Source organism: Streptomyces griseochromogenes, assembly GCF_001542625.1.
Taxonomy (GTDB): domain Bacteria; phylum Actinomycetota; class Actinomycetes; order Streptomycetales; family Streptomycetaceae; genus Streptomyces; species Streptomyces griseochromogenes.
On sequence record NZ_CP016279.1, the window covers coordinates 2,791,148 to 2,815,162 of the forward strand.

Genomic DNA, 24,015 nt, shown 5'->3' on the forward strand with positions numbered 1-24,015 from the left:
ATTTCAACTGCTGTGAGACTACCGTGCTCTTGAAGCCTCAATGAGCTTGGCCTTTATCAAGAATCAGTTACGAGGTGCTGTCAATTGATCGCAGATCGAAGCCAATCGGTGATCTGGCGCCACTTGACTGGCTGAGAACTGGCTGTATTGGATCAGCGTGTGACTTTCACCAAGCGCAACAGCAGGCCCATCCTCAGGAACCGAAGCGCGGCGGCGGTCGCCCTCGCGGCGACGACGGCCCTGCTGGCGGGCTGTGGTTCCACCGACGGCAAGGGCAGCAATCCCCTTTCGGACAGCAAGGCGAGCGGCGACACCGTGGTCGTCGGATCCAACAACTTCGCCGAGAGCATCCTGCTCGCGGACATCTACGGCGAGGCCCTCAAGGCCAAGGGCATCAAGGTCACGTACAAGCCGAACATCGGCAGCCGCGAGACCACCTACGGTCTGCTCAAGAACGGCTCGGTCAAGGTCCTGCCCGAGTACAACGGCGCGTTGCTGGCCTACCTCGACCAGAAGGCCGCTCCGAAGACCGTCGAGGCGACCACGTCGGCCATCGAGGCCAAGCTGGACTCCGGACTGACCCTGCTCAAGCCCTCGCCGGCGCAGAACAAGGACTCGGTCACGCTCAACGCGAGCACCGCGAAGAAGTACCACCTCACCGAGAAGTCCTCCATCGCCGATCTGAAGGGCATCGCCAAGGACCTGGCCATCGGTGCCTCGCCGGAGTTCCAGACCCGCCGGCAGGGCCTGGTCGGCCTGAAGGACGTGTACGGCCTGGAGTTCGAGTCCTTCAAGGCGCTGGACGCGGGCGGCCCGCTGACCCAGACGGCGCTGAAGAAGGACACCGTGCAGGCGGCGGACATCTTCACCACGGACGCGACCATCTCCAAGGAGAAGTTCGTCGTCCTGCAGGACCCGCAGAACCTCTTCGGCTTCGAGAACGTGCAACCGCTCGTCCACAAGGGCGCCCTGTCCCAGAAGGGCGCCGACGCGCTGAACGCCGTCTCGGCCAAGCTGGACACGAAGACCCTGCTGGACCTGGACACCCAGGTGCAGACGGAGAACAAGGACCCGCTGGACGTCGCCACGGCCTGGCTGAAGTCCGCCGGTCTCGACTGACCGGCCGCGGCGCGGACGCGACCGCGGGCCGGACGACGCGGGTGCCCCGGGAAACCGGGGCACCCGCGTCGTGCTCTACGGCACCGGGCCCCGACTTCCCGCGCCGGTCCGCCTCGCCGACGGCGCCGCCGATCGCGCAGTGGACCCCGGCTCTGCGCCGGCCCCACCACGCCCGCGAACGGGCCGACCGACGCACCGCCACCGGCCGCCGGTGCGGCCGCGGCCCGGGCGTCGGTGCGCACCGCTCGGTGACCGTAGACCCGGCCGAGGAACCCGCCCACGGCCCGCGACTCCGGCTCCACCGAGGTCTGAGCCGGCGTCTTCGCCCGCCCGGGCGCCCGGAGGGGAGCCGTAGTGCGCCGTGCCGTGCCGGACCGCCGAGGCTGAGACCGACCGCCCCCGGCAGCACCCGGTCCGCCCCGCCGCGGACCGCCCGGTTCTCGGCCGGACCGCCTGGCTCTCGGCCGGACCGCCCGCCGGCCGGAGGCATCACGACGGCGGCCGAACCGCCGCCCCGACGCACGCGGCTGTGAGCACCGGTGCCCCGCCGACGACGGCGTGCGCCCCGGATGTGATCCACTGAAGGGTGTCCTTCCGTCTGTTCTCCTGAGGAAGCCCCGTTGAACTTCTGGTCGATCTACCAGCACGGCTTCGCACGCATCGCCGCGTGTACGGGCCACTCCGCCATCGCCGACCCGCACACCAATGCCGAGTCCGTTCTGCGGCAGGCGCGCCGGTGCGCCCAGGAGGGGGTCGCCGTCGCCGTCTTCCCCGAGCTCTGTCTGACCGGCTACTCGATCGAGGACCTCCTGCTCCAGGACGCGGTGCTCGACCAGGTCGAGGAGGCGCTCGAAACCATCGTGGCCGCGTCGGCGGATCTGCTGCCGGTCCTGGTCGTCGGGGCCCCGCTGCGCCATCGCCACCGGATCTACAACTGTGCGGTCGTCGTGCACCGCGGCCGTGTCCTCGGCGTCGCGCCCAAGTCCTACCCGCCGAACTACCGCGAGTTCTACGAGCGCCGGCAGATCGCCTCGGGCGAGGACGAACGCGGCGGCACCCTCCGGGTGGCCGGCGCGACCGTCCCGTTCGGCGTGGACCTCCTCTTCGAGGCGGAGGACGTTCCGGGCCTGGTGCTGCACGCGGAGATCTGCGAGGACATGTGGGTCCCGGTGCCCCCGAGCGCGGAGGCGGCGCTGGCCGGCGCGACCGTGCTCGCCAACCTCTCGGGCAGCCCCATCACGGTCGGCCGCGCCGAGGACCGGCGGCTGCTGTGCCGCTCGGCGTCCGCGCGCTGCCTCGCCGCGTACGTCTACGCCGCGGCCGGACTGGGCGAGTCGAGCACCGACCTGTCCTGGGACGGCCAGACCATGATCTACGAGAACGGTGCGCTGCTGGCCGAGACCGAGCGGTTCCCGCTCGACGACCAGTTCGCGGTGGCCGACGTCGACCTCGACCTGCTGCGCCAGGAGCGGCAGCGGATGGGCACGTTCGACGACAACCGCCGCGCCCACTCCACGCGTACCTCAGGCTTCAGGCGGGTGCCGTTCCGGCTCGACCCGCCGACCGCCGACCTCGGGCTCAGGCGCCGCGTCGAACGCTTCCCGTTCGTGCCCGCCGACCCCGACCGTCTCGCCCTGGACTGCTACGAGGCATACAACATCCAGGTCGCGGCCCTGCAGCAGCGGCTGGCGGCGATCGGCGGCCCGAAGGTCGTCATCGGGGTCTCCGGCGGCCTCGACTCCACGCACGCGCTCATCGTCGCCGCCCGGGCGATGGACCGCGCGGGCCGCCCGCGCAGCGACATCCTCGCCTTCACCCTGCCCGGCTTCGCGACCAGCGAGCACACCAAGGACAACGCCCACCAGCTGATGCGCTCGCTCGGCGTCACCGCGGCCGAGCTGGACATCTCGCCGACCGCACGGCTGATGCTGCAGGAGATGGGCCACCCGTTCGCCTCCGGCGAGCCGGTGTACGACGTCACCTTCGAGAACGTGCAGGCCGGGCTGCGCACCGACTACCTGTTCCGGCTGGCCAACCAGCGCGGCGGCATCGTGCTCGGCACCGGGGACCTCTCGGAGCTGGCGCTCGGCTGGTGCACCTACGGCGTGGGCGACCAGATGAGCCACTACAACGTCAACTCCGGTGTGCCGAAGACCCTCATCCAGCACCTGATCCGCTGGGTCATCAGCAGCGGCCAGGTCGACGAGGGCACCGGCCGGACGCTGGCCGCGATCCTCGACACCGAGATCAGCCCGGAGCTGGTGCCCGGCGAGGAACTGCAGTCCACCGAGTCGAAGATCGGCCCGTACGCGCTGCACGACTTCACCCTCTTCCACGTGCTGCGCCACGGATTCCGGCCGTCGAAGATCGCATTCCTGGCCTGGCACGCCTGGCACGACCGGGACGCCGGCGCCTGGCCGCCCGGCTTCCCCGAGTCCGAGCGGGGGGCGTACGACCTGCCGGAGATCCGGCGCTGGCTGGAGGTCTTCTGCCGCCGCTTCTTCGCGTTCGCGCAGTTCAAGCGCTCGGCCATGCCGAACGGGCCGAAGGTCTCGGCCGGCGGCTCCCTTTCGCCGCGCGGCGACTGGCGCGCCCCGTCCGACAGCACGGCCCGGGCCTGGCTGCGCGACCTCGCCCGCTTCGACATCCCGGACGACGGGCACCAGTCGCACCACTCGTGAGATTTCCGCACCGGGGACGGGTGTGAGGGAAGAATTCCTCACCCCTCCCCGCCTGGTTGGAGTTCGCCTCTCTCACGCTCGCACGCTGGCCCATGACCGGCCCGGTCCCGGGCCGGTGCGTGACGAGTGCGAGAGGAACCCTCATGACCACGGAACGCGTGACCACGGAACGCGTGCTGCCCGCCGAGTCCTACCGATGGCGCTGGCCCGCGCTCGCCGCCCTGCTGCTGGGCGAGGCGATGAACCTGCTGGACGCGACCGTCGTACAGGTCGCCGCGCCCGCCGTCCACGCCGGTCTGGGCGGCTCGGTCTCCGACATCCAGTGGTTCGGCACCGCCTACACCCTGCCGTTCGCGGTACTGCTGATCACCGGCGGCCGGCTCGGCGACCTGGCCGGCCGGCGCCGCCTGTTCGTCCTTGGCGTCGCCGCCTTCACGGCGGCCTCGGTGGCCTGCGCCCTGGCGCCCACGGCGGGCCTGCTGATCGCCTTCCGCGCGGTGCAGGGTGCGGCGGCGGCCCTGGTCATTCCGCAGACCATCGGACTGATCAAGGCGATGTTCTCGGGGGAGGAGACGGCGAAGGCACTCGGCAGCATCGGTCCCGTCATGGGCCTCGCCGCCGTCTGCGGACCCGTCCTCGGCGGTGTGCTCACCCACGCCGATCTGTTCGGCTCCTCCTGGCGGGCCGCGTTCCTGGTCAACGTGCCCGTGTCCGCCGTGGTCCTGGCCCTCGCCCCGCTGCTCCCGGAGGACCGGGCGCCGGTCCGGCCGGCCTTCGACTGGCCGGGCACCGCACTGGTGGCGGCCGGCACCGGGCTCGTGGTGTACCCCCTCATCGGCGCGGATGTCACTCGACTCCCGCTGTGGCGCTGGGCGTTGCTGCTCGCCGGACTGCTCGCCCTCGCCGTGTTCGCGCGGCACCAGCGGCGCTCGGCCCGGCCGCTGCTGGAGCCCAGCCTCTTCACCCACCGGGGCTTTCCCGCCGCCCTCGTCGCCTCGACCGCCTTCTTCGCGGTGACCAGCGGAATGACCACGGTGGTCGTCCTCCAGCTCCAACTCGGTGCGCACACCGGCGTACTGGCCGCGGGGCTGAGCCTGATCCCGTGGTCGGCAGGCCTCGCGATCGCGTCCTGGCTCGCGGGCGCCCGTCTGGTACGGCGCCACGGGCGCCGGGTGATGCCGTACGGACTCGGCGTGCTGGTCACCGGCCTGCTCGCCGCCGTCGCGGCCTACCGCACGACCGCTCCCGGTCACTACCCGGCCGCGCTGCTGCCCTGCCTCGCCCTGATCGGCCTCGGCGCCGGTCTGTTCACCCCCGCCTTCTTCACCCTCGCGCTGCACCCGCTGCGCCCCCAGGAGATCGGCTCGGCGGCCGGGCTGCTCAACGCGGTCCAGCAACTCGGGGCCACTGTGGGCGTGGCGGTGCTCGGCAGCGTGTACCTCGCCGGTGCGGACACCGGAACCCCGGACGCGGCACCACACGCCGCCCAGGCCGCGTGCTGGACAGCGACGGCGCTCGTGGGGGTGTGCGCGGCCGCGAGCGTCCGGGTGGGCGCTCCGGACCGGGCCTAGCGTGCGGGTGGGGTCGTTGGACATGATCTGGAGCCTGGGCGGGCGCTCTGGACCGGTCCTGGCGTCCGGATGACGTCGCCGGATATGTCCAGGCGTCCGGGCGGGCGCCCGGGACCGACCTGGCGTCTGGACGGGGGGGCCGGACATGCCCTGGCGTGCTGGTGGGGTCGTTGGACATGTTCTGGTGTCCGGGTGCGTGTTCGGGACCGGTCCTGGCGTCCGGACGGGGTCGCCGGACACGCCCTGGTGTCCGGACAGTGTGCCGGACACGCCCTGGCGGACCCGGGGTTCGCGCCTGCGCGGGCCGTGCCGCGGAAGACCTGCCTGCCCTGCTCACCGGGCGGGCGCGACGCCGGTGGTGTCAGTCGGAGCCGCGGTGCAGCCGGGCCAGGTCAGTCAGTGACGGACTCGCCGCCTTCAGGGTGCGCAGCACGGGGCTGGTCTCCAGTGTCCGGACCGCGCGCAGCGCGCCCAGCCGCCGGGTGAGATAGCGGTGCAGGTCGGCCGGGTCGCGGCAGAGCGCCTGGGCGACCAGGTTCGTGGGGCCGGTGGTCGCCGCGACGAAGGCCAGCTCGTCGTGGTCCGCCAGGGCGAGGCCGACCTCCTCCAGATCCGCCGGACGCACCGACAGCCACAGCAGCGCCCGGGCGCGCACCCCGAACAGCCCGGCGTCGACCTCCACGTCGAAGAACAGAGCCCCCGCCGCCCGCAGTTCGGCCAGCCGCCGGGCCACGGTGGCGGGCGACCAGCCGGTCGCCCGCGCCAGCTCGCCCTGGCCGAGCCGGCCGTCCTTCTCCAGCGCGGCCAGCAACGCCGCGTCGCCCGGCTCCGGTCGGCGCACCGCCTCCGTGGCGGCCCGGTACGCCAGCGCCGCCCGCTGCTCCTCGTCCAGCGCCTGGGCGCTGCGCCGCCAGTTCGCCGGACCGCCCAGGTAGGTGTGGAGCAGGCAGTGCGCGGACACGGCGGTGATGCCGCCGGTGCGGGGAATGTCCCGCAGGAGGAGGGCGTTGGGGGAGGCGTCCGCGCCCGGAGCGTGGATCACCGCGGTGATCTCGGTGCCGCCCGAGGTGAGCTTCACCCACGAGGTGTCCGGCCGGCGTACCAGCGCCTGGGCGATGTCCTGTGCGGACCGGGCCGTCGCGGTGAGCCGCACCAGCCACTGGGTACGGCCCGCCCGGTGCGGATCGGCCAGGCCCACCACACGCAGCCCGGCCTCGGTGCGCAGCCCGCGGTAGCGCCGGGCGACGGTCTGCGCCGACACGCCGAGCACCGCCGCGATCCTGCTGAACGGTGCCCGGCCGTCGATGTGCAGGGCGTGGATGAGGGCACGGTCGAGGTCGTCGAGCATGCCCCCATCCTCCCGGTCACCGTGGACCCCGGTGGCTCAGAGGTCGAACTCGTGCGGCGGCAGGTCGAGGGTGTAGCACGCCTCGCGCACCACGGCCTGCTCGGTCTTGTCGAAGTCGCCGTCCGCACCGCCGATGACGATGCCGATCTGCACCACGGCGCGCGCCTCCGCGGGCTTCTTCTTCGCCTTGGCGATCTCCTGGAGCACGCTCACCTTGCCGAAGTCGAAGTCGGTGGTCAGCCTGTTCAGGTTCTCCTCGAAACGGCGCCGGAGGTCGTCGGCCGGGAAGTTCTGCAACACCTCGTTCGTGGCGATGAGCTGGGCCACCCGCTGCCGCTCCGCCGGGTCGATGGTGCCGTCGGCAGCGGCTACGAGCGCGCACATCGCCATGCTCGCGTCGCGGAAGGCACCGCTCTTCAGGTCGTTCTTCTTCGCCACCAACTGGGTCTGCATCTGCGACGCCGACTCCTTGATGCGGTCCCACAGGGCCATGCGAACTCCTCATATCCACGATCGATTGCTTCGACACGAACGTCTGCAGCAACTTCTACAGCAACGTAGAAACTCATGGGGTGGTCGATAAGTTCCGGCCGTCGGGAACGCGCTGTCCGGCTCCGGGAGGAGCGCCTAGTCGTCCTCGTCGTCCCCTTCGAAGAAGTCGCCGATCTCGTCTACTACTTCGGCCGCCACCAGGCCGCCCACCACGCCGAGGGCGAGGCCCGCCGCGCCCGCCGCCACGGCCGTGCCCAGGCCTGGACCGGAGCCGTGATGCCCGGACTCGTGGACGGTGTGCGGCTCGCCGTGGCCGTACGCCCCGTGGCCGTACGCCTCGCGGTGCTCGGTCAGCCGGCGGATCCAGCCGTCCACCTCTCTGTTCCAGTCGAGGGCGACCGCGTCCTCGTGGCGCACCGCGAACCTGGTCAGCTCGTCGTGCCCGGAGGAGAACAGGCCGCCGCGCTTGTCCGCCTCCAGGACGACCTCGACGCCCGCGGGGGAGGCGAGGAAGGTCAGCTCGATCTCGCTCACCGCGTGTGCGTACCGCGGGGCCGGGGTCAGCTCGATCTCCTGGTAGAACGGCAGTTGCTGGCCCGTGCCGCCGATGCGGCCGTACTCCAGATCGGCGGTGCGGAAACCGAAGCCCAGTTGGCCGAGGGCCTCCAGGATCGCCTCCTGCACGGGCAGCGGGCGGACGTCGAGGGGATCCAGGTCGCCCTTGTCGCGGGCGCCGGCCACCGCGACCTCCGTGCGTACGCCCAGCACGATGCCGAGCGGCTGGCCGTACAGCTCGGTGACGGGGGTCTCCCAGGGCAGCGGCACGCTGAAGGGCAGCTCCCGCACTTCCCGCTCCCCGAGCCGGAAGCCGCCGCCGACGGTGAACCGCTCGAAGGCGACGGCGCCCTCGCTGTCACCCTCCTCGTGCTCCGCCTCCACGCGGGCGATCAGTTCCAGGTCGACGTACTCGACCTCCACGGCTGTTTCGCCGCCCTTCAGCAGGATCCGTCCCGGCAGCGGCCCGCCGGGCAGGACCGCGCCGCCGTCCAGCACCGTGTCCACGGAGGGGCCGCCGACCCCGATCGCCCCCAGCAGCCTTTTGAACCCCATGACGCCGTCGCTCCCTCGTCCATCGCATCATCCGCGCGGCGATCCCACCGCCGTCCGTCTGCCCGATGAACTCGTGACGAGGGCACAGAAGTTCCATGATTCGCCCGTTCGGGGGATGGTCTGAACCGGCGTTGACGTATCGGCTCTCAGGCCGGTTCGCCCGCCCCTTCGCCCAGGCCCCGCGCCGCGGCCCGGGCCTGCTTGCGGCGCTTGCGGCGGCTCACCCGGGGCTCCTGGTCGGGGAGCCAGCCGAAGGTCAGGCAGCAGCCGGTGGCCCCGAGGAGGAGGCCGATGAAGAAGCCGCCCAGGTTCGAGGTGAGCCAGGTGCCCAGGGAGATCAGGATGCCGGCGAGGGAGTAGAAGAGCCGCTGGCCGGGGTTGAAGAGGACCAGCAGGCCCAGCAGCACCATCAGGGTCGGCAGCAGATATCCGGCCAGCCCCTGCATGCCGATGTGCATCACGACCTTCATCGAGGCCTTTTCGGTGAACAGGATTTCGCCGCCGCCCAGGGCCAGCAGCAGCCCGCCCCAGAACGGCCGGCGGGCCCGCCATCCGCGGAAGGCGGGCCTCAGTTCCCGGCGTGGACGCTCCGGCATCGGATCAGCAGCCCGAGTCGCTGAAACGGAGCTTGAGCCCGGGAAGCCTGAACACACCTGCGGTCGTGGCGTAGTTGGTCTGCCGCAGGTTGCCGATGCGCACGGTGTCGGCCTGCTGGCTGAAGACGCCGATCGGGCCCTTCGCGTTCGCCTTGTCCAGGGTGCTGGCGTCGTTGCCGATCTCGATGTTGCCGAACGCCGCGTCACCCGACAGCTGGGTCGAGTCGGTGGTGAGGTCGCTCGCGGTCACCTTCTGGTCGCCACCGCCCGCGGTGATGAGCAGGTTGGTGCCGCCGAGGTCCACGCTCTGGCACAGCTTGGTGAGCGTGGCGTTCTTGATCGCGGAGGTGACGACGAGCACCTGGCCGCCGCTGTCCCCGGCGTTCGGGCTGCCGTCCGCCATGTTGTCGAGTCCGCCGAACTGCTCGAAGCCGGTGCCGTTGAGCTCCGTAGCCGTGACCGTGAACGGCATGCCCGAGATCGCGAACTGCACACCGAGTGCCCCCTGCGCGGTGAGGATCGCGAGGCCCGCGGCGACCACGGTGGCGGGCACCGCCATGACCGCGGCCCTGCGCAGCCGGACCCGTCCCCGTCTCCCGCCGCCGACGGCGGTCCCGGACGCGGCTGATATGTCGGACGGTGAACCGCTTTCTGGGTTCCCGGGCGTGTTGTCGGCGGACGAGAAGTCCGGGGACGAGGCCATGTCTGCTCCCATGGGCATAGATCAAATGCGGGTTGGGCTTCAGTGGCGCGTTGTCCTGGCGCGGACAGCGGCTGCCGCGCACATCTCCTCGCACTCCCGGCGGATGCAAGGGCTTTCTCGTTACGCGGCAGTAGCCTGCGAGGAAGTTACCGCCGGTTACTTTGAAGGGTCAAGGGAGTTGTGAAAAAAGGGTGTCGGATGTGCGTGGACGTCGACGATGCCGGTCGACGGGCGGTATTCGACCGGGCGTCAACAGTCTCAACTCCCTTGCCGCGCCTTGACGTTGATGGTTGAGCGGGTCTACAACTCTCCCTGGTTTCCCTCGGATCCGTGGCGCCGGATCCGCCGAGCGGCATCGCCGCTTCCCGGCCTTTCCCCGTAACCGCTCCGCACCACCGCGGCATGGGCACGGTCGCATTCCCCCTCGGCCGGTGCCCGGCCGCTGCCCGCCCGGCCCGGTCGGAGGCCTTCCCCCGAGGCCTCCGACCGGCGCCCGGCCGGCCACCGCTGCCGGTCCGTCGCGTTCGGAGAAGGCGTCACGGACCGGCAGCGGCGGCGTCCCCCCCTCGGCGCCCCCACTCATGACGCCGCCGCCCCGTCGCCCTCCACCTCACCTCACGTTGTCCCCCCACTCCAGGAAAGAGGCACCCGCATGCGCACCCGATCCCTTCTCGCCCTCGCCGGAACCGTCACCGCGCTCACCGTCGCCGCGGCCGTCCCCGCCTCCGCGGACGGCGCCGCCGTTCTGACCACGGGCAGTGCCGGCGGCACCGCCGCCGCGGTCGGTGACACCCTGACCGCCCCGCTGGCCAGTGGCACCTCCGCCACGCTCTACTCCAGCGCGACCGGCACCAGCGGGGTCACCTGCACGTCGTCCCAGTTCAACGCCGCCGTCACCGGTAACCCCACCGCCCCCGGCTCGGCCACCGAGTCGGTCACCGGGCACACCTTCGACAGCTCCAGCTGCACCAGCAACGTCACCGGCGTGCTCGGCGTCGGCAGCATCACGGTCGACAACCTGCCCTACACCGCGACGGTCGCCTCCGACGGCACCCTCACCGTCTCGCCGGCCAGCGGCTCCACCATCCAGACCACGGTCAAGCTGCGCACCCTGCTCGGCACCATCACCTGCGTCTACCAGGCGCCGAGCCTGACAGGGAAGACCGACAACGGCGACAGCAGCATCACCTTCACCAACCAGCAGTTCACGAAGTCCTCCGGCTCCTCGCTGTGCTTCGCCAACGGCTACTTCACCGCGAAGTACGCCCCGGTCTCCGACGCGGGCGCCCGGGTCTACGTCAACTGACCTTCTTTCCGAGGAAGTTCAGCGTCGGCGAAGACGCATGACAAGGGCGGCGCCCCCGGTGAGCACCAGCACCGCGGCGGCGCCGCCCGCCAGCAACGGCGCCGAGGGGCCCGCGTCCGCGCGGGTGGCCTCGGCCACCGGCGTGCTGCCGTCGGTGGCACCCGCCGGTGAGGAAGTCCCCTTCTCCGCCGAGGGAGTCGGACGCGCCGGCGAAGGATCCGCCGCCGTCCGGGAGGGGCTCCCGCCCGTCGATTCGCGAGCGGCGGAGGGCGTCTTCGTGGCCTTCGCCGCCGTACCCGCGCCCTCGAACACCACGTCGGAGCACGAGTAGTACGTGTCCGTCGTGCTGCTGTTCTGCCAGATCGTGTACAGCACCTGACGGCCTGTCCGGTGCGTGGGCAGCGTCGCCGGGATGTGGTAGGCGCCGTTGGTCAGCGGCGGGTCCGTGACCTGCGCGAAGGGGCGCGTGGGCAGGTCGGACCACTTCAGCGGCTTCGCCGGGTCGTAGCCGGGTTCGGTGAGGTACAGCTTGAACGTGCCGGTGTGCGCGATCGTCGAGGCGTACGTCATCGTCAGCCGCGCGCCCGCGGTCAGCCGGGTGGCCGGCCAGTCCCGCCGGGCCAGATCGAGGCCCTTGTACGCCGGCAGGTTCCCGCTGCACAGCCGACCGTCCGGGATCACCTGCCGGTCCCGGCCGTTCACCCCCGCCACGCGCAGGTTGTCCCACGCGGTGAACGGGGCGCCGTTCGCGCCGATCGCCGCCCGGCAGGCCGCCGACCTGTTCGCGTCGCCTCCCTCGGGGGAACAGGCGTAGACCCGGCTGACCGGGTCCGTGGGGGCGCCGTGCGCCTGGGCGGACCCCGCCGTCCAGGGCAGGAGCAGGAGAGGGGCCGCCGCGGCGGCCGCCGTGACGCTCAGGCGGGCGGTCATCCGAGTCATCCGGGACGTCTCCTCGGCGGGCGCGGGAACGGGCTGTGCCGTGTCCAGTACGGGAGATGGGTCCACCGCGTTCAGTCGCCCCGCAAGGTATGGATCCGGTCGGCAGAGCCACAGACCGGAGCGGCTGTTTTGAGATCTAGCTCCGAGCTCGGACGAGGAGCGGCCCCCGCACCCCGCACGGCGGCGGTCAAACATCCCGAGTCCGCCGGTCGTTGGCTTCCGGGAATAGTCATAGGCCAGTGGAGCAAAGCCTTCTGGCGCATTCCGTTTGCATATCGAAAAGACAGTGACCGGGTGTCGCGCGGGCGAGTGACACGTGTCCGACCCAATGTCCGACCACCCGACTCCCAAAGCCGCCGGGTGAGTTATCGTAGGCGTGGGGTCAAAACAAACCGCGTGTCCCGTTCGTTCGAGCCGCGAGGAGGGGTGAGTCGATGGCGAGGCAATTGCGCGCCGAGCAGACCCGGACGACGATCATCACGGCCGCCGCCGATCTGTTCGACCGGCAGGGTTACGAATCCACCAGTCTGAGTGACATCGTCGGGCACGCGCAGGTGACCAAGGGGGCGTTGTACTTCCATTTCGCCGCCAAGGAGGACCTGGCCCACGCGATCCTGGAACTCCAGGCCAAGGCGGCCAGACAAGTGATGGCCGACAGCGAGGGCCGTGGCTGCTCCTCCCTGGAGTCCCTGATGCGGACCACGTTCGCCATGGCCCGGCTCGCCGTGGAGGACCCGGTACCGCGTGCCGGACTCCGCCTCGCCACGGCGGACGTCACCCTGCGGCCGCCGCTCAGGCACCCCTTCACCGAGTGGCTGGACTTCGCCACCCAGAAGTTCAGCGGCGCCGTCAAGGAAGCCGACGTGCACACCGAGATCGACGTGAGTGTGGTCGCTCACTCCCTCGTCTGTTTCTTCGTCGGAACCCGGGTCGCGGGCCGTTCCCTGGAGCCGGTCGGACGGCTGCCCCGCAGAGTGGCGGAAATGTGGCTTCTCATGGTCCGGGGTCTGGTGCCGGTGCACCGCCGCCCGCGCTATCTGACCCTCGCCACACAGCTGGAGCGGGAGATCAGAACCGGCTGATCCGAGCGGTACGGTGGCGGGCATGCCCGCCACCCCCGCCGCGCCCGTGATCCTCGGCAACGCACCCGGCTCGTTCCCGCACAGTGTGCTGGCCGAGCGGCATCCCGCGATCATCCGGCAGGTCCGGGACGCCTTCCCGTACGGCCCCGCGCAGCATCGCGCGCTGGACGAGCTGCTGAAGAGCTGCGCCGAAGGCGTGATCGAACCGCTGCCCGAGGACGCGGGTGACCGGGACCGCTGGCGTGGCTGGGGGCTGGACGTCTACGCCGGACGGTCCTGGTTCGACGTGCCCTGGCTGTGGTCCGAGAGCTACTTCTACCGTCGGCTGCTGGATGCCACCGGCTGCACGGGCCCGGGCGCCTGGCAGGGCATCGACCCCTTCCGCCCGTTCAAACGCGCCGAACTCGACGCCCCCGAGACCGACGGGGAACTCGCCGCGCTCGACGCGCTCCAGGACCGCGCAGAGCGGGAGCGGGCCGACGCCCTGCTGCACGGCTCGCTGTGGGGCAACCGCGCCGACCTCGGCTTCCGGCTCTCCGCCGGCGAGGCCGCGGAACCGGCCCCCGTCCTGGTCGCCGACGACAGCGAGGCCCTGTGGTCGCTGCTGCCGCCCTCCGGCACCGGCACCCTCTGCCTGGTCGCGGACAACGCGGGCCGCGAACTCGTCCCCGACCTCCTCCTGATCGCCCATCTCCTCACCGAGGGCCGCATCGGCCGGGCCGTCCTGCACGTCAAGCCGTACCCGTACTACGTGTCCGACGCCACGACCGCCGACGTGGTCGACGCCCTGCGGCGCCTCGCCACCGTGCCGGGCGCGGCCGCCGGATACGGGCGCGTGCTCTGGTCGGCCATGGCCGACGGCCGCCTCACGGTACGCGCCCACCCCTTCTCCTGCGCCCCGCTGCCGTACACCGACCTGCCGGACGACCTGCGCGCCGAGTTCGCGTCCGCCACGCTGACCCTCTTCAAGGGCGACCTCAACTACCGCCGCCTGGTCGGCGACCGGCTGTGGCCGCCCACCACGCTCTTCCAGGACGTGACCGCCTACTTCCCCGGTCCCGTCGCCGCCCTGCGCACCCTGAAGTCGGACGTGATCACCGGCCTGTCCGCGGCCACCGTGTCCGGGCTGGTCGCGGCGGAGGACCAGCGCTGGCGCACCGGTGGCACGCATGCGCTGATCCAGGTGAACCCGTCAGACGATGCTCAGCGGAAGTGACTTGAAGCCGTTGATGAAGTTCGACACCAGCCGCCCCGGCGGCCCGGCGGGGCGCGGTCCGGGCAGCGCGCGCAGCACCTCCTCGTAGAGCAGCCGCAGCTGCAGCCGGGCGAAATGGGCGCCCAGGCACACATGCGGGCCGTCCCCGAAGGAGACGTGCGGGTTGGGTGTGCGAGCCAGGTCCAGCCGGTCGGGCTCGGCGAAGACACGCTCGTCCCGGTTGGCCGAGGCGTGGAACACGACGACCTTGTCGCCCGCCCGGATCCGGCGGCCGGCCAGCTCGGTGTCCCGCGCGGCCGTGCGGCGGAAGGTGAGCACGGGCGGGTGCCAGCGGAGCAACTCGTCGACCGCGGGCCGGACGCCGGCCTTCCCGGCGCGCAGACGTCCGTACGCCTCCGGATGCTCGGCCAGGGCCAGCAGTCCGCCGGGAGCCGCGCCGCGCACGGTGTCGTTGCCGGCGACGGTGAGCAGGAAGAAGAACATCTCCAGCTCGGCGTCGGCGAGTTCCGCGTCATGTGCGAGCGTCGTCAGGATGTCGTCCGCGGGACAACGGCGTTTGTGGGCGGCCAGCTGCCGGGCGTAGGCGAACATGTCCCGCAACATCGCCGGCGAACGCGGATTGACCGGCTTTCCCGCCGCGTCCAGCACCGGGGGAGCGGCCTCGTCCGGATCCTGGTAGCCGATGACGCGCTGCGTCCAGTGCAGCAGCAGCCGCCGGTCGCTCTCCGGAACCCCCAGCAGATCGGCCAGGTTGAGCAGGGCGTACTCGTCGGTGACGGCCGCGACCAGGTCGGCCGTGCCGTCGCCCGACCGGGCCTCGTCCAGGGCCAGGCCGAGCAGAGTACGCGCACGCTCGCGCGCGACGGCGGCGAACCGGTCGACGCGTCCAGGCGTGAACGCACGGCTCACCAGCCGCCGCAGCCGGCCGTGGTGCGGCGGATCCTGATTGAGCATCATGCGGCGGATGAACGGCAGGTCCTCCGGGTCGGGGTCCCGGATCTGGGTCGCGCCGACGTACGAGGAGTACGTCGCCGACTCCTTGAGCACGCGCACCACGTCAGCGTGCCGGGTCACCGCCCAGAACCCGGGCCCGGCCGGCCAGCCCAGCACCTCCGGTTCCTCCTGCCAGGCCACGGGGTGGTGGTCGCGCAGCACCCGGTAGTCGGCGTACGGCACCGCGGCGGCATAGCGGCGCGGGTCGAAGACGTCGGGCACCGGCGGGGCCTCGCGCACGCTCACACCGGCCCGCCCTCGCCCGCCGCGTCCGCGCGCAGGAAGTCCTCCACCGCACGGATCAGCTCCAGCGGAGTCTCGTCCATCGCGTAGTGCCCGGCGCCCGGCAGGGCGGTCAGCTCGGCGCGCGGATACCAGGACATCCACGTCTGCCGCATCAGCTCCGGGGACAGCGCCGGATCCAGCTCCCCGGCCAGCGCCAGCGCGGGTACCTCGCAGCCCTCGACATCGGCACGGAAGTCGTCCCCCGCCCACGAGTCGAGCCAGGCCCGGAACGCCTTGGCGTCGCTGCGCTCCAGCGAGCGGTCGACCATCCGGTCGAGCCAGGCGGCGGGGCGGCGGCCCCCGGTGGTGAGGTCGATGATCGCGCGCCGGTTCTCCGGCTTGTGCGCCGCGTCCGTGAACAGCGCGCCCTGCTCGCCGGACATCGGCAGCCCGCAGGCGGGCACGGGGGAGACGCCGACGATCCGGCGCAGCCGGTGCGGCGCGACCGACAGCAGCCGCTGTGCCACCGCGCCGCCCATGGAGTGCCCGACCACCGAGAACCGTTCCCAGCCCAGCCGGTCGGCCAGCTCCACCAGGTCCACGGCCGCCTCGGTCGTCGTGTACGAGCCCACGGCGGCCCTGGCCCCGCCGTAGCCGCGCAGATCGACCAGCGCGTAGGTGAAGGCGGTGCGGTCGAGGTCCGGCAGGACGGCGGCGTAGGCGGTCCGGTCGGCGAACCAGCCGTGCACGGCGAACACCTTGTGGGCGCCGTCGCCGTGCACCTCATGGGGCAGCACGAAGGAGGTCATGCGCCTACCGTGGCCCGGGCGCCGGGGCTCGGCAAGGGCGCGGGCCGACAGCGCACATGTGTGAGAGCCGAGGTCAGGCGTGAGTCAACGCCGCGCGAGGTGAGGGAAGTTCACCGTTTCGGGGCGGTTCACGCGATGGTGTGATCATGTCCCGCCCGGCGGATGGCCCTCCGGAGGGCCGGGTAGGGCCCCTGCCATGACGCAGCCGTTCGAACTCCCGCACTTCTACATGCCGTATCCCGCGCGGCTCAACCCGCACGTCGACGAGGCACGCGCCCACTCGACGGCGTGGGCGCGCGAGATGGGCATGCTGGAGGGATCCGGGGTCTGGGAGCAGGCGGACCTGGAGGCGCACGACTACGGGCTCCTGTGCGCCTACACCCACCCCGACTGCGACTGTCCGGCTCTCTCGCTGATCACCGACTGGTACGTGTGGGTGTTCTTCTTCGACGACCATTTCCTGGACATGTACAAGCGCACCCAGGACCGCGCCGCCGGAAAGGCCCACCTGGACCGCCTGCCCCTGTTCATGCCGCTGGACCCGGCCACCCCCGTGCCGGAGCCGCAGAACCCGGTCGAGGCGGGCCTCGCCGACCTGTGGAGGCGCACGGTGCCGTCGATGTCCGCCGACTGGCGGCGGCGCTTCTCCGTCGCCACCGAGCATCTGCTCAACGAGTCCATGTGGGAGCTGTCCAACATGAACGAGGGCCGGATCGCCAACCCGGTCGAGTACATCGAGATGCGCCGCAAGGTCGGCGGCGCCCCCTGGTCGTCGGGGCTCGTGGAGTACGCGACCGCCGAGGTGCCCGCCGCCGTCGCCGGGACCCGGCCGCTCAGAGTGCTCATGGAGACCTTCTCCGACGCCGTCCACCTGCGCAACGACCTCTTCTCCTACCAGCGGGAGGTCGAGGACGAGGGCGAGAACAGCAACGGCGTGCTGGTCCTGGAGCGGTTCTTCGGCTGCACCACCCAGGAGGCCGCCGAGACCGTCAACGACATCCTCACCTCACGTCTGCACCAGTTCGAGCACACCGCGCTCACCGAAGTGCCCGCCGTCACCCTGGAGAAGGGGCTCAGGCCCGACGAGGTCGCCGCGGTGGCCGCCTACACCAAGGGACTTCAGGACTGGCAGTCCGGCGGCCACGAGTGGCACCTGCGCTCCAGCCGCTACATGAACAAGGGCGCCACCTCCGCCGCGCCCTGGGAGAAGCTGACCGGCCCCGGCACCTCCGCGTCCGACGTCGGCGCGCTGCTCGCCTCGGCCGCCGCGATGGGGGCACCTCCCACGCCTTTCGGGCAGTGGGGGAGGCTGCGCGCGTACGCGCACGTGCCCTTCCAGAAGGTCGGGCCCTCCCTGCTGCCCGACTTCCACATGCCCTACGAGGTCGAGCTGAGCCCGCACCTGGAGGAGGCCCGCCCGCGCCTGACCACATGGATGCACCGCATGGGCATGCTGGAGGAGGGCGTCTGGGACGAGGACAAGCTCGCCGCCAACGACCTCGCGCTGTGCTCGGCCGGACTCGACCCGGACGCCACACCGCAGGCCCTGGACCTCAGCGCGCAATGGCTCGCCTGGGGCACCTACGCCGACGACTACTACCCCCTGGTGTTCGGAGGCCGCCGCGATCTGGCCGCCGCCCGGCTGAGCACCGCCCGCCTGTCGGCCTGCATGCCCCTCGACGGCGAGGCGACGCCCGTCGTCCCCGTCAACGGCATGGAACGCGGCCTGATCGACCTGTGGACCCGCACCACCGAGGACATGACCCCCGAGCAGCGGCGCTTCCTGCGTGAGTCCGTCGACACGATGACCGAGAGCTGGGTGTGGGAGCTGTCCAACCAGCTCCAGAACCGCGTTCCCGACCCGGTCGACTACCTGGAGATGCGCCGCGCCACCTTCGGCTCCGACCTCACCCTGGGCCTGTGCCGCATGGGCCACGGCCCCGCGATCCCGCCGGAGGTCTACCGCACCGGCCCCGTCCAGGCGCTGGAGAACGCCGCCATGGACTACGGATGCCTGACCAACGACGTCTTCTCGTACCAGAAGGAGATCGAGTACGAGGGAGAGATGCACAACGCGATCCTCGTCGTGCAGAACTTCTTCGGCTGCGACTACCCGGCAGCGCTCGGCATCGTCCACGACCTGATCACCCAGCGCATGCAGCAGTTCGAGCACATCCTCACCCATGAACTGCCCGTCCTGTACGACGACCTCCGGCTGCCGGCCGAGACGCGTGCGGCCATGGACGACTACGTGGGCGACCTGAAGAACTGGATGGCGGGCATCCTGCACTGGCACGGGAAGGTCGACCGCTACAAGGCCGACTACCTCGCCCGAAGGACCCATGGGTTCGTACCGGCCCGGACGCCCGCCCTGCCGGTCGGCTGACCCACACCAGTCATTTCCGGCCTTTCTCGTATGGAAGATGAAATTCCGGGAACTCGAGCGGGACGCCAGAAGTCTTCTGGGGCAAGGGGAACAGACAACGGAACACGGGGGTGTTCGACCTTGACCGACATCATCGAGAGGATCACCGAGGGCATCACGGGCCGGCAGGCGGAGCGGCGGACACCGCGCGAACTGACGCCGTACGTCGCCCGGTTACCGGTCCCGCCCGTCCTGCGCCCGGCCGCCGCGTCGGCCGACGTGACGCAGGAGACGGAGATCGCCCTGCGTCCCACCTGGGTCCGCCTGCACCCGCAGCTGCCGCCGACCCTGATGTGGGGCTACGACGGGCAGGTGCCCGGCCCGACCATCGAGGTGCGGCGCGGACAGCGCGTCCGCATCGCCTGGACCAACCGCATCCCGAAGGAGAGCGAGTACCCGGTCACCTCGGTGGAGGTGCCACTGCGCACCGACGGACGCCCGCCCGCCACCACCGAGCCCGGCCGCGAGGGCGTCGAACCGAACAAGGACGTCGCGGCCCTGCCCGCCTGGACGGTGACCCACCTGCACGGCGCCCAGACCGGCGGGGGCAACGACGGCTGGGCCGACAACGCCGTCGGACACGGCGACGCCCAGCTGTCCGAGTACCCGAACGACCACCAGGCGGTGCAGTGGTGGTACCACGACCACGCGATGAACATCACGCGCTGGAACGTGATGTCGGGCCTGTACGGCACCTACCTCGTCCGTGACGACGAGGAGGACGCCCTTCATCTCCCCTCCGGGGAGCGGGAGATACCGCTGCTGCTCGCCGACCGCAACCTCGACACCGACGAGGACGGCCGTCTCAACGGCCGGCTGCTGCACAAGACGGTGATCGTCCAGCAGCAGAACCCGGAGACGGGCAAGCCGGTATCCATCCCGTTCAGCGGGCCGTACACCACGGTCAACGGCCGCATCTGGCCGTACGCCGACGTGGACGACGCCTGGTACCGCTTCCGGCTGGTCAACGCGTCCAACGCGCGGATCTACAACCTCGTCCTGGTCGACGAGGACGACAACCCGGTGCCGGGGGTCGTCCACCAGATCGGCAGCGACGGCGGGCTGCTGCCCCGCCCCGTCCCGGTCGACTTCGACGAGGCGCTGCCCACACTGACCGCGGCCCCGGCCGAGCGGTTCGACCTGCTCGTGGACTTCCGGGGGCTGGCGGGCAGGAAGCTCCGGCTGGTCAACAAGGGCCCGAACCGGCCCGCGGGCGTGCCCGACCCGAAGGGCGACGTGCGGTATCCGGCGGTCCTGGAGTTCCGCGTCCGCGACACCGGGGCGTGCGACACCTTCGAACTGCCCGAGGTGCTCTCCGGCTCCTTCCGTCGTCTCACGCACGACATCGAGCACGGCCACCGCCTGATCGTGCTCACCCAGCCCGCCACCAAGGGGGGAGGCGGTCACCCGGAGATCTGGGAGATGACCGAGGTCGCGGACCCGAGCGGCCTCCAGCTCCCCGCCGACGGCGTCATCCAGCTCACCGGGGCGGACGGTACGACGAAGACGTACCGGCGTACGGCCAGGACGTTCAACGACGGTCTCGGCTTCACCATCGCCGAGGGCGGCTACGAGCAGTGGAGCTTCCTGAACCTCGCGCCCATCGTCCACCCGATGCACATCCACCTGGCCGACTTCCAGCTGCTGGGCCGCGACGCGTACGACGTCTCGGGCTTCGACCCGGCGGTGGGCGGCACCCGCAAGCCCATCGCGTACGACGCGGGCAAGCCGATACCGCTCGCGCCCAACGAGTTCGGCCACAAGGACGTCTTCCGCGTCCCCGGCGGGCAGATCCTGCGCGTCATGGGCCGGTTCGACGGGGCGTACGGCCGGTTCATGTACCACTGCCACCTGCTGGAGCACGAGGACATGGGCATGATGCGGCCCTTCGTCGTCATGCCGGCCGAGGCCATGAAGTTCGACCACGGCGGCGTGCACGGCGGCCATGGCGGAGGCCACACCGGCTGACCTCGCTCAAGTCGCACGGGCCGGCGCTCCATCCGGCCCGCGTGCTCGACCGCGGCTCGCGCCGTCGCCCGCACCACCGGGTGGGGGCGCGAGCCGTCGCCGGACAGCTCCGGCTGGAACAGCGTGGGCAGGAAGAAGGGATGGCCCGGCCGTGCGACGACGCGGACCTGCCCGTCCTCGTCGTCCCGGACAGACGCGGGCCCTGCTCCCGGAGCCTGTCGAGATGACGGGAGGGCCGTAGCCCTTCCGCACAGGTGTCCCGGCCGTGACCTGGGCATCGGCCGCTTCGAGGAGCCCGTCGGCCACCCCTGTCCGGCACCGGCGGGAGCCGTCGCCGAGGTGATCAGGCGGCTGGTGGACGGTGTGTGACGACTCGACGGCCGCGGGACCGACCGGTTGTCCGGCGCTGCGCCTCGAAGGCTATGACTACCCTCCGCCACCCTCCGGCCAGTCTCACTCGTTCGTGTCTCGTCGCGGCCCGTCGCCCCGGGTAGAGCATCTGCCGGAGGCGAGCGAACCATGGAACACACTGCGTTGCGTCCCAAACCGATGCCCGGACAGGAGCGGCGGGAGGGCGGCACACCCCGCCCCACGCGGCGCCCGCACGCCGCGCGCCGGCGCGGCGGCCGGATCCGGACCCTGCTGTTCGGGCTGCTCACCGGGACCGTCCTGGTGCTCTGCGGGGTCGGCATCGGCACCGTCGGGGCCACGGTGATCGGCATGAGCAGGCTGGCCGAGCTGCGGCACCAGGCACCACCGCCCGCCCCCTCGGCCCGGCCCGCCCCCTCCGTGTCCCCGAGCCCCGCCGAGGTCCGGTCCGGCGTGACCATGGGCGTGGAGGCCGTCGACGCCGAGAAACCGGGCGCCCTGGTGGTGGGCGTCCACGTGCCCGGTCCCGGCTACACGGCCGGCCTGGTGCGCGGCGACGTCCTGCTGCAGTTCGGCGCCACCCGCATCGACACGGCCGCCGACCTCGCCCGCGCCGTCGCCCACGCCCGCCCCGGAACGGGGGTGACCCTCACCCTGCGGCACCGCGGCGGCGGCTACCAGCAACTGACGGTCGTTCCGGGAGTGGTGACCTGACCGCACCCGGCCCCCGGTCCCACGGGTCCGGACACGTCGGGAAACCCGCTGGTCGTCACCCGCCCCACGCGCCATGATGGCCCCATGCCGCGCCTGTCTTCGCGAACCGTTCCGCCGGGACGTCGCGATCGGCTCGCGCCGCCCTGCCCGGCCGGGCAGGATGCTGCCCGAGACCGCTTCGCCCCCGCCACTTCGACCGCGCTCGGAGGCCCGGATGACCGGTGACACGCCCGCGCCCTTCACCGCCGACGACTACAGAGCCCGTATGGAGCGCGCCGCGCGCTCCGCCGCCGATGCCGGCCTCGCGGGACTGCTCGTGGCGCCCGGACCCGACATGGTGTGGCTGACCGGCTACACGCCCACCGCGGTCACCGAACGGCTCACCGTGCTGGTGCTCGCCCCCGGCCTCGACCCCGTGCTGGTCGTGCCTACCCTGGAGGCCCCGGACGCGGAACACGCGGCCGGCGCGACCGCGCTCACCCTGCGCGACTGGACCGACGGCAAGGACCCCTACGCCGTCACCGCCGCCCTCATCGACCACAGCGGCCGCTTCGGCATCAGCGACAACACCTGGGCGATGCACCTGCTGGGCCTCCAGCGCACCCTGCCCGGCACCGCCTACGCCTCCCTGACCGAGGCCCTGCCCATGCTGCGCGCCGTCAAGGACGCGGCCGAACTGGACCTCCTGGCCGCCGCCGGAGCCGCCGCGGACCAGGCGTTCGAGGAGATCCGGAAGGTGCCCTTCGCCGGCCGCCGCGAGTCCGACGTCGGCCACGACCTCGCCGACCTGCTGCGCCGCTTCGGACACTCCCAGGTCGACTTCACCATCGTCGGCTCGGGTCCCAACGGCGCCAACCCGCACCACGAGGTAGGCGACCGCGTCATCCAGGACGGCGACATGGTCGTCCTCGACTTCGGCGGCCTCAAGGACGGCTACGGCTCCGACACCACCCGCACCGTCCACGTCGGCGAGCCGACCGAGGAGGAGCGCAGGGTCCACGACATCGTGCGCGCCGCCCAGGAGGAGGGCTTCAGGGCCGTACGGCCGGGCGCCGCCTGCCAGGAGGTCGACCGTGCCGCCCGTGCGGTCATCACCGACGCCGGATACGGCGAGTACTTCATCCACCGCACCGGGCACGGCATCGGCGTCACCACGCACGAACCGCCGTACATGATCGAGGGCGAGGAACAGCCCCTCGTGCCCGGCATGTGCTTCTCCGTGGAGCCGGGCATCTATCTGCCCGGCCGCTTCGGAGTGCGCATCGAGGACATCGTCACGGTGACCGAGGACGGCGGCCGCCGCCTCAACAACACCACCCGTGACATGGTCATAGTGGACTGACGGAACCAGGAGACGCAGGAGACGTACCTAGACGACATCCCGGAACGGCGACGACGCGACTCATGACCCAGGCACCGACACCCACCGCGGACACCGTCCGCCGACTGGTCCGTTCGCTGATCAAGGAGAGCAGCGAGAACGGGGCCGGCACCGGGGGACCCGACGTACGGCCGGTCCGGGAAGGGAGCGGGCACACCTGGTGGATCGGCACCCGCCATGTGCTGCGCCTCGCCCCCGACCGCGACGCCGCCGTCCGCCGCCGCCGCGAACTGCGCCTGCGTGACCTGGTCCGGCCGCACGTGCCCGTCGCCGTCCCCACCAGCGTCGCCCACGGCGACTGGGCACCCGGCCTCGCCTACACCCTCGACACAGCGCTGCCCGGCGGCACCGCCGACGAGCACGACGTCTCCGCCGTCGGCGAGGCCGACCTCGCCGGGCTGCTCAGCGGGCTGCGCGCGGTGCCCCTGCGGCAGTCCGAGACGCTCGGTGTGCCCCGCACCGCCCCGCGCTCCCTGGAGGCGCTGCGCCGCATGGCCGTGCACGCGGCCGAACGGCTCGCCGCCGCCGACGAGTTCGACGCCGCCCGTATGCACCAGCTCACCGCGCCCGGCGCCGCCCAGCTCGCCGCGCAGCCCGGCACCGCCGTGCTCACCCACCACGGCCTCACCGGCGAGCATGTGGTGGTCAGCGCCGACGGGCGGGTCCGCGGCATTCTGGACTGGACCCAGGCGGCCCTCGGCGATCCGGCCGAGGACATCGCCGGGCTGGCCGTCGCCGTGGGCTCCCCGGCGGCCGTTCGCGCCGCCACCCTCGCGGGCTACGGCGCCCGCCCCTGTCTGCGCGGTCTGTGGCTCGCCCGCTGCGACACCGTCATCCGCCTCACGGACCGTCTCGAAGGCCGCGCACCGGGCTCCCTGCCGCTGCTGAGAACCCAGCTGCGGCGCGCCTGGGAGCCGATCCTGCTGGAGCGGGTGACCGAGTTCAAGGACGACGAGACCGAGCCCTAG

At 71.8% G+C, this 24,015-nt stretch carries 19 protein-coding genes and 1 pseudogene; 11 read left to right on the forward strand and 9 right to left on the reverse strand.

Annotated features, from left to right (window positions below; all coding sequences use genetic code 11):
* Nucleotides 1-159 precede the first annotated feature (159 nt).
* From AVL59_RS11880 to AVL59_RS11895, 3 genes are all read left to right on the forward strand, one after another.
* Nucleotides 160-1,119 carry an ABC transporter substrate-binding protein gene (locus AVL59_RS11880; RefSeq protein ID WP_067302576.1) on the forward strand — a complete coding sequence of 320 codons (960 nt, stop codon included), beginning with the start codon at nucleotides 160-162 and terminating at the stop codon, nucleotides 1,117-1,119.
* Between the two features lie 620 nt (nucleotides 1,120-1,739).
* Complete coding sequence (locus AVL59_RS11890; RefSeq protein WP_067302580.1) at nucleotides 1,740-3,800, forward strand: NAD(+) synthase; 2,061 nt, start codon at nucleotides 1,740-1,742, stop codon at nucleotides 3,798-3,800.
* A gap of 143 nt (nucleotides 3,801-3,943) precedes the next feature.
* On the forward strand, nucleotides 3,944-5,371 hold the full coding sequence (locus AVL59_RS11895; RefSeq protein WP_099053045.1) for an MFS transporter: 1,428 nt from the start codon (nucleotides 3,944-3,946) through the stop codon (nucleotides 5,369-5,371).
* A 361-nt stretch (nucleotides 5,372-5,732) separates the two neighbouring features.
* On the opposite strand, the gene AVL59_RS11900 is transcribed toward AVL59_RS11895, so the two are convergent.
* The 5 genes from AVL59_RS11900 to AVL59_RS11920 form a co-directional block, all read right to left on the reverse strand.
* Nucleotides 5,733-6,719, reverse strand: coding sequence for an Lrp/AsnC family transcriptional regulator (locus tag AVL59_RS11900; RefSeq protein ID WP_067302582.1), 987 nt, complete (start codon nucleotides 6,717-6,719; stop codon nucleotides 5,733-5,735).
* A gap of 36 nt (nucleotides 6,720-6,755) precedes the next feature.
* On the reverse strand, nucleotides 6,756-7,211 hold the full coding sequence (locus AVL59_RS11905; protein ID WP_067302584.1) for a tellurite resistance TerB family protein: 456 nt from the start codon (nucleotides 7,209-7,211) through the stop codon (nucleotides 6,756-6,758).
* A gap of 135 nt (nucleotides 7,212-7,346) precedes the next feature.
* Nucleotides 7,347-8,321 (reverse strand): sporulation protein, encoded by a 975-nt coding sequence (locus AVL59_RS11910; RefSeq protein WP_067302587.1) that lies wholly within the window; start codon nucleotides 8,319-8,321, stop codon nucleotides 7,347-7,349.
* A 146-nt stretch (nucleotides 8,322-8,467) separates the two neighbouring features.
* The gene (locus AVL59_RS11915; protein WP_067302589.1) at nucleotides 8,468-8,917 is read right to left on the reverse strand and encodes a DUF6114 domain-containing protein; all 450 of its coding nucleotides are present in this window, start codon (nucleotides 8,915-8,917) and stop codon (nucleotides 8,468-8,470) included.
* A gap of 4 nt (nucleotides 8,918-8,921) precedes the next feature.
* The gene (locus AVL59_RS11920; protein WP_067302591.1) at nucleotides 8,922-9,620 is read right to left on the reverse strand and encodes a DUF6230 family protein; all 699 of its coding nucleotides are present in this window, start codon (nucleotides 9,618-9,620) and stop codon (nucleotides 8,922-8,924) included.
* A 652-nt stretch (nucleotides 9,621-10,272) separates the two neighbouring features.
* On the opposite strand from AVL59_RS11920, the gene AVL59_RS11925 reads away from it, so the two are divergent.
* A complete protein-coding gene (locus AVL59_RS11925; RefSeq protein WP_067302594.1) occupies nucleotides 10,273-10,926 on the forward strand; it encodes a Tat pathway signal sequence domain protein in 654 nt (217 codons plus the stop codon).
* An 18-nt stretch (nucleotides 10,927-10,944) separates the two neighbouring features.
* Here the strand turns inward: AVL59_RS11925 and AVL59_RS11930 are convergent, their stop codons facing one another.
* Entirely contained in the window at nucleotides 10,945-11,865 is a 921-nt protein-coding gene (locus AVL59_RS11930; protein WP_067302597.1) for a lytic polysaccharide monooxygenase auxiliary activity family 9 protein, read from the reverse strand.
* Between the two features lie 434 nt (nucleotides 11,866-12,299).
* On the opposite strand from AVL59_RS11930, the gene AVL59_RS11935 reads away from it, so the two are divergent.
* Both AVL59_RS11935 and AVL59_RS11940 read left to right on the forward strand, forming a co-directional pair.
* A complete protein-coding gene (locus AVL59_RS11935) occupies nucleotides 12,300-12,947 on the forward strand; it encodes a ScbR family autoregulator-binding transcription factor (RefSeq protein WP_067302600.1) in 648 nt (215 codons plus the stop codon).
* A 22-nt stretch (nucleotides 12,948-12,969) separates the two neighbouring features.
* Entirely contained in the window at nucleotides 12,970-14,163 is a 1,194-nt protein-coding gene (locus tag AVL59_RS11940) for a damage-control phosphatase ARMT1 family protein (protein ID WP_067302602.1), read from the forward strand.
* Here the strand turns inward: AVL59_RS11940 and AVL59_RS11945 are convergent.
* Together AVL59_RS11945 and AVL59_RS11950 are read right to left on the reverse strand one after the other, a co-directional pair.
* The gene (locus tag AVL59_RS11945; RefSeq protein WP_067302605.1) at nucleotides 14,140-15,402 is read right to left on the reverse strand and encodes a cytochrome P450; all 1,263 of its coding nucleotides are present in this window, start codon (nucleotides 15,400-15,402) and stop codon (nucleotides 14,140-14,142) included. The genes AVL59_RS11940 and AVL59_RS11945 overlap by 24 nt on opposite strands.
* Nucleotides 15,399-16,190, reverse strand: a complete 792-nt coding sequence (locus AVL59_RS11950; RefSeq protein ID WP_067302606.1) for an alpha/beta fold hydrolase — start codon at nucleotides 16,188-16,190, stop codon at nucleotides 15,399-15,401. Before AVL59_RS11950 ends, AVL59_RS11945 begins: the two co-directional genes overlap by 4 nt.
* 196 nt (nucleotides 16,191-16,386) lie before the next feature.
* Here AVL59_RS11950 and cyc2 point away from each other — a divergent pair, with 196 nt between their 5' ends.
* Together cyc2 and phsA are read left to right on the forward strand one after the other, a co-directional pair.
* Nucleotides 16,387-18,576, forward strand: coding sequence for a germacradienol/geosmin synthase Cyc2 (gene cyc2, locus AVL59_RS11955; protein WP_067302609.1), 2,190 nt, complete (start codon nucleotides 16,387-16,389; stop codon nucleotides 18,574-18,576).
* 120 nt (nucleotides 18,577-18,696) lie between these two features.
* Nucleotides 18,697-20,583 (forward strand): O-aminophenol oxidase PhsA, encoded by a 1,887-nt coding sequence (gene phsA / locus AVL59_RS11960; RefSeq protein ID WP_067302611.1) that lies wholly within the window; start codon nucleotides 18,697-18,699, stop codon nucleotides 20,581-20,583.
* A 32-nt stretch (nucleotides 20,584-20,615) separates the two neighbouring features.
* Here phsA and AVL59_RS54090 read toward each other — a convergent pair.
* Nucleotides 20,616-20,836: pseudogene (locus AVL59_RS54090) on the reverse strand (hypothetical protein); the annotation flags it as partial.
* A 266-nt stretch (nucleotides 20,837-21,102) separates the two neighbouring features.
* On the opposite strand from AVL59_RS54090, the gene AVL59_RS11965 reads away from it, so the two are divergent.
* From AVL59_RS11965 to AVL59_RS11975, 3 genes are all read left to right on the forward strand, one after another.
* Nucleotides 21,103-21,666, forward strand: a complete 564-nt coding sequence (locus AVL59_RS11965; protein ID WP_067302614.1) for a PDZ domain-containing protein — start codon at nucleotides 21,103-21,105, stop codon at nucleotides 21,664-21,666.
* A 214-nt stretch (nucleotides 21,667-21,880) separates the two neighbouring features.
* Nucleotides 21,881-23,008 (forward strand): aminopeptidase P family protein, encoded by a 1,128-nt coding sequence (locus tag AVL59_RS11970; protein ID WP_067302617.1) that lies wholly within the window; start codon nucleotides 21,881-21,883, stop codon nucleotides 23,006-23,008.
* A 62-nt stretch (nucleotides 23,009-23,070) separates the two neighbouring features.
* Nucleotides 23,071-24,015, forward strand: a complete 945-nt coding sequence (locus AVL59_RS11975) for an aminoglycoside phosphotransferase family protein (protein ID WP_067302619.1) — start codon at nucleotides 23,071-23,073, stop codon at nucleotides 24,013-24,015.